We start from the raw sequence: 5699 nt of genomic DNA, 5'->3' as shown, positions 1-5699 counted from the left end.
AATGCAACGGCTTTGACCGGTGTGCCGGTTGCTTACAAAGATATTTTCTGCCAAACAGGTTGGCGCAGTGCATGCAGTTCCAAAATGTTGGATAACTTTGTCTCTCCTTATACTGCCACTGTGGTGCAAAACCTGTTGGATGCCGGCATGGTCACTCTTGGCCGTACCAATATGGACGAATTTGCCATGGGTTCGACCAATGAGACTTCGTTCTACGGCGCAACCAAAAACCCATGGAACCTTGAACATGTTCCCGGCGGTTCCTCAGGTGGTTCAGCTGCCGTGATTGCAGCGCGTTTGGCACCGGCTGCGTTGGGTTCGGATACCGGCGGTTCTATCCGCCAGCCTGCATCGCATTGCGGTATTACCGGCATCAAACCGACTTACGGTACGGTTTCACGCTTCGGTATGGTTGCCTATGCTTCCAGCTTTGACCAAGCCGGCCCTATGGCGCAAACGGCCGAAGACTGTGCGATTTTGTTGAACGCCATGGCCAGCTTTGACGAGCGCGATTCCACCAGTTTGGAGCGCGACAAAGAAGACTACACCCGTGATTTGGACAAGCCGCTTAAAGGTTTGAAAATCGGTTTGCCTAAAGAATATTTCGGCGAAGGCGCGGATACCGATGTTCAGACGGCCTTGCAAAGCGTTATCGATTTGCTCAAAGCACAAGGCGCGGAGACTGTTGAAGTTTCCCTGCCGCAAACATCATTGTCGATTCCCGCTTATTACGTTCTCGCCTCTGCAGAAGCAAGTACCAACTTGTCCCGTTTCGACGGCGTACGTTACGGCCACCGTGCAGCGCAATTCGGCGACCTTGAAGAAATGTACAGCAACACCCGTGCCGAAGGTTTCGGCAGTGAGGTTAAGCGCCGTATCATGATCGGTGCTTATGTATTGAGCCATGGTTACTATGATGCTTATTACCTGAAAGCGCAAAAACTGCGCCGTCTGGTTGCCAATGATTTTCAGACGGCCTTTGGTCAATGTAATTTCATTTTGGCGCCGACTGCGCCGACTGCCGCGCCTAAACTCGGCAGCGACATTCACGACCCTGTACAAATGTACTTGTCCGATATTTACACCATCGCCGTAAACCTTGCCGGTTTGCCTGCACTGACTCTGCCTGCCGGTTTCAGCGCAAACGGCCTGCCGATTGGTGTGCAATTTATCGGCAACTATTTCTCCGAAGCCAAAATTTTGGGTGCCGCACATCAGGTTCAACTGAACAGCGATTGGCACACTAAAGCGCCGGAATAAGAGTAGGGAGCCTATATGCCTGAAAAGTTTTCTTTTCCGGGATTTAAAACTGTTTATCAGAATGCGCCAAAGTTTAAAACGCAACATTTAAAATTTACATTGCGAACATTGTGGTATCGTAAAGAAATTAAGGCATTTGAGCAGTTTGTAAATGCTTCGGAAATATGCCAAAGTTTTTTTAGTCAAATGCCCCAAGATGCCTATCCTTTGATACATGAGTTTGTTGATAAGAAACTTAGTGGTCAAGATAGGTTAAAAATTATGCAGTCAGATTTTGAGGCTGCAGAAAAGCTGTTTGGAAAAGAAAGAGTAATGGGTATGAAAACCCGTTCCTTTCATATTGTTTTGGCAAAACCTTCAGACGGCCTTGAGATTTGGCTTAACCGAAATGACAATTGCGTTGATGAGGGGATGTGGTCTCTTTCTTTACGAGAAAGCAATGGAAGACGTCTGTATATGACAACATTCGCCTTTGTAAATAATATGCTGCTTGCAGCCTCCCTTCAGGGACCAGCAGGAGAAGAGGCGAAAGATACTGTACGGGTTTTAACTAAGAAGCTACATGGATTGCGTCCTCAGCAATTGATGGTGCATGCATTGCAATATTTTGCTATTGCATTAAAGCTGGATGGTGTGATTGGTATCACACAAGATAGGCAAGTTAAGCTACGTTGGCGCTTGAAGAAACGTGTCAAAATGAACTATGACCAATTTTGGCAGGAGCATGGTGCTCAAAAGGGTGTTGATGGATTATGGCATCTTCCCAAAGAGCCGGTGCGTAAAGATTTTGAGGAAATCGAAAGCAAAAAACGGTCTATGTATCGTAAGCGTTATCAGATGTTAGATGAAATCGAAGAGCAAATAAGAAATGGTTTAGCGCCTATAAAATAAACTATCATCTGATGAATAAAACATATATATGAATACAACCGACTTCATTCAAATCATTGGGACAGCCGCGTTTGCCATTTCCGGCTATTTGGTCGGTTACAACAAGCGGTTGGATGTACTCGGTGTTGTCATTACTGCGTTACTGACGGCTGTTGGCGGCGGCATGATACGCGATGGTTTGGTCGGCCGGATTCCGCAAGTGTTTTTGAAAACCGATGCGTTGATTGTTGTGTTTGCCACGCTTGCCATTGCATGGTTGATAAGGGTACAACGCTATCGCAGCACCTATTTGGCCGCTGCTTTTATTATTGCCGATGCCATCGGTTTGGCAGCTTTCAGCATTACCGGCGCACAAATCGGTATGGCCTTGCAGCTCAATTTATTTGGCGTTATTTCTTTGGCTTTTGTGACTGCCGTTGGCGGCGGTATTGCGCGCGATATTTTGGTCAATGATGTGCCGATGATTTTGCGCACCGACCTTTACGGCAGCGTAGCCATTTTGATTGGCGGGCTGATTTATCTGTTCGGGCATTTGGGCTGGATTAATATTTTTACGTTAAACCTGCTCTTTGCCGGCGGATTGTTGTTTCGCCTGACTGCATACCGTTTCCATTGGCAACTTCCCGGGTTCCAACGCCGCAGGAAATAAACTTATCTTACAGACGGCCTCTTATGGATTTCTTATTCAGGCCGTCTGAAAAACGAATCACTCATTTAACCGATTAACTTTTTTTCGACAGAAAGACCCTTATGACTTGGGAAACCGTAATCGGACTGGAAATCCACGTCCAACTCAACACCCAATCCAAAATCTTCAGCGGCGCATCCACTGCATTCGGTGCCGAGCCTAATGCCCACGCCAGCGTGGTTGAGTGTGCGTTGCCGGGTGTATTGCCGGTAATGAACCGCGAAGTCGTCGAAAAAGCCATCAAACTCGGTTTGGCTTTGGATGCGAAAATCAATCAGAAAAACGTGTTCGACCGTAAAAACTATTTTTATCCTGATTTGCCAAAAGGCTATCAAATCAGTCAGTTGGATTTGCCGATTGTTGAACACGGCAAACTGGAAATCGTAGTAGGCGATGAAGTTAAAACCATCAATGTTACCCGTGCGCACATGGAAGAAGATGCGGGTAAATCCGTACATGAAGGTTTGAACGGTGCTACTGGTATTGACTTGAACCGTGCCGGTACGCCTTTGTTGGAAGTTGTCTCCGAGCCTGAAATGCGCTCCGCAGCCGAAGCCGTGGCATACGCTAAAGCGTTGCACGGTTTGGTAACTTGGCTGGATATTTGCGACGGTAATATGGCGGAAGGCTCGTTCCGCGTCGATGCCAACGTTTCTGTACGTCCAAAAGGTCAGGCAGAGTTCGGTACACGCCGTGAAATCAAAAACCTCAACTCTTTCCGCTTCTTGGAGCAAGCCATCAATTATGAAGTGGAAGCGCAAATCGAAATTTTGGAAGACGGCGGTAAAGTACAGCAGGCAACCATGCTGTTTGACCCCGAAAAAGGCGAAACCCGCGTGATGCGTTTGAAAGAAGATGCGCACGATTACCGTTATTTCCCGGATCCGGATTTGCTGCCGGTCATTATTTCAGACGGCCAACTGCAAAAAGCCAAAGATGAAATGCCTGAATTGCCGCATGAAATGGCGGCGCGTTTTGTTGCCGATTACGGCGTGTCTGACTATGATGCACGTCTGTTGACTGCTAGCCGCGCTCAAGCTGCCTATTTTGAAGAAGCGGCTAAAGCCTGCGGCCAAGGTAAATTGACGGCGAACTGGATGAACGGCGAGCTTGCCGCTACCTTGAACAAAGAAGGTTTGGAACTGGCTGAAAGCCCGATTACAGCTCCACGTCTTGCTGAGTTGGTTGCTAAAGTCGCGGATGGAACATTAAGCAGCAAGCTGGCGAAAAAAGCTTTTGAAGCAATGTGGGCCGAGCCTGAAGCAGGTATTGCCGAAATCATCGAGAAACATGGTTTGCAACAAATTACTGACACTGGTGCAATTGAAGCGATGGTGGACGAAGTGTTGGCAAACAATGCGAAAGCCATTGAGCAATTCCGTTCCGGTAATGAAAAAGCCTTGAATGCGATTGTTGGTCAAGTGATGAAAGCAAGTAAAGGCAAGGCTAATCCGGCTCAAGTTCAAGAGTTGATTAAAGCTAAATTAGCTTGATAGATAGAACAGGCCGTCTGAAAAATAGGTCTTATTTTTCAGACGGCCTTTATTTTTGATTCTAAAATTATTCTAAATACCATGACACATACTATTACCTTATCAGATCAAATAACATTTACGGCAAACGATGATGAAACCGTTCTTGCTGCCGCGACCCGTCAAAATTTAAATCTGCCCCATTCTTGTAAAAGTGGTGCCTGCGGACAATGCAAGGCCGATTTGATGAGTGGCGAATTTGAAATGGGCGATCATATTGATAAAGCCATCAGCGCCGAAGAAAAAGCGCAGGGTAAAGTGTTATTGTGTCGCACTACAGCGAAGAGCGATCTCAAAATCAATGTGCCGGGGTTTAATCCGAATGCTTTGCCAGTGCGCACTTTGCCTGTGCGCATTGAGACGATTGAAATCAAACATGATGTTGCTTTGTTGAGATTGGCTTTACCTAAAGCGCCGTCATTTGCATTTTATGCCGGACAATATATTGATTTGCTGCTTCCCGGCAATATCAGCCGCAGCTATTCCATCGCCAATTCGCCTGACCAAGAAGGCGTTTTGGAGCTGCATATCCGTAAACGTGAAAATGGCGTATGTTCGGAAATGATTTTTGGTGCCGAGCCTAAAATCAAAGAAAAAGGCATTGTCCGCGTTAAAGGCCCATTGGGTACGTTTACTTTGCAACAGGACAGCAATAAACCGATTGTTTTGTTGGCAACGGGTACAGGTTATGCCCCTATCCGCAGCATTTTGCTTGATTTGATTTATCAGAATAGCGAACGTTCGGTTCATTTCTACTGGGGGGCACGTCAGAAGGAGGATTTGTACGCATTGGAAGAAGCAGAAGCATTAATAGGCCGTCTGAAAAATGCAAAATTCTCGCCTGTCCTTTCTAAGCCTGATTCCGATTGGAAAGGGGAGAATGGGTACGTGCAAAACGTTGCCGTACAAAATTATCCTGATTTAAGCCAATATGAAGTTTATGCTTGCGGGTCACCAGCCATGACGGAGAGTGCGCAAAGTTTGCTGACTCAAAAATGTGCTGTACCGGAAGATGCCTTCTTCTGTGATGCTTTTTCACCGGCATAATCATGTTTATACAGAATTTATATGTTTGAATGTAGGTGTTAAGAGTAAAATTTGATGGCAATCTGTTTGAGAAAGAGTGTGTTTTTGCACACTCTTTTTTCTATGTGGTAGTTATTGCATAGATGTTTATGGCTTGAAGAGATAGCTATTTTGTTTTTAAAAATTGAATTTATTATTTATCATAAAGAAAAAGCCGTCTGAATGTTTCAGACGGCCTTATATATTACGCCCCGTGAAAGGGGCAATTAACCAAACTTAACAACCCCCTTTCATTAGCCAAG

Annotated in this window: 5 protein-coding genes; all 5 read left to right on the top strand. The window is 45.9% G+C overall.

Annotated elements, in window-relative coordinates:
* On the top strand, positions 1-1260 hold a 1260-nt coding region (gatA, locus tag ACTHSP_RS17080), incomplete at its 5' end, for an Asp-tRNA(Asn)/Glu-tRNA(Gln) amidotransferase subunit GatA (RefSeq protein ID WP_440346521.1).
* Between the two features lie 15 nt (positions 1261-1275).
* Entirely contained in the window at positions 1276-2151 is an 876-nt protein-coding gene (locus ACTHSP_RS17075; protein WP_003685003.1) for a VirK/YbjX family protein, read from the top strand.
* Positions 2152-2179: 28 nt separating this feature from the next.
* On the top strand, positions 2180-2800 hold the full coding sequence (locus ACTHSP_RS17070) for a trimeric intracellular cation channel family protein (RefSeq protein WP_049328602.1): 621 nt from the start codon (positions 2180-2182) through the stop codon (positions 2798-2800).
* Between the two features lie 101 nt (positions 2801-2901).
* Complete coding sequence (gene gatB, locus ACTHSP_RS17065; RefSeq protein WP_250580404.1) at positions 2902-4332, top strand: Asp-tRNA(Asn)/Glu-tRNA(Gln) amidotransferase subunit GatB; 1431 nt, start codon at positions 2902-2904, stop codon at positions 4330-4332.
* 81 nt (positions 4333-4413) lie between these two features.
* Complete coding sequence (locus tag ACTHSP_RS17060; RefSeq protein WP_440346520.1) at positions 4414-5418, top strand: FAD-binding oxidoreductase; 1005 nt, start codon at positions 4414-4416, stop codon at positions 5416-5418.
* Positions 5419-5699 lie beyond the last annotated feature (281 nt).

The sequence above is a fragment of the Neisseria sp. P0001.S005 genome (genome assembly GCF_051963715.1).
The sequence above is the reverse complement of the archived record's forward strand: the minus strand, read 5'-3'. Positions and strand labels throughout refer to the sequence as shown.

What these genes read in the sequence shown, in the direction of transcription:
- gatB (WP_250580404.1), top strand. Translation starts at nt 2,902, where the DNA reads ATGACTTGGGAAACCGTAATCGGACTGGAAATCCACGTCCAACTCAAC.
- ACTHSP_RS17070 (WP_049328602.1), top strand. Translation starts at nt 2,180, where the DNA reads ATGAATACAACCGACTTCATTCAAATCATTGGGACAGCCGCGTTTGCC.
- ACTHSP_RS17060 (WP_440346520.1), top strand. Translation starts at nt 4,414, where the DNA reads ATGACACATACTATTACCTTATCAGATCAAATAACATTTACGGCAAAC.
- ACTHSP_RS17075 (WP_003685003.1), top strand. Translation starts at nt 1,276, where the DNA reads ATGCCTGAAAAGTTTTCTTTTCCGGGATTTAAAACTGTTTATCAGAAT.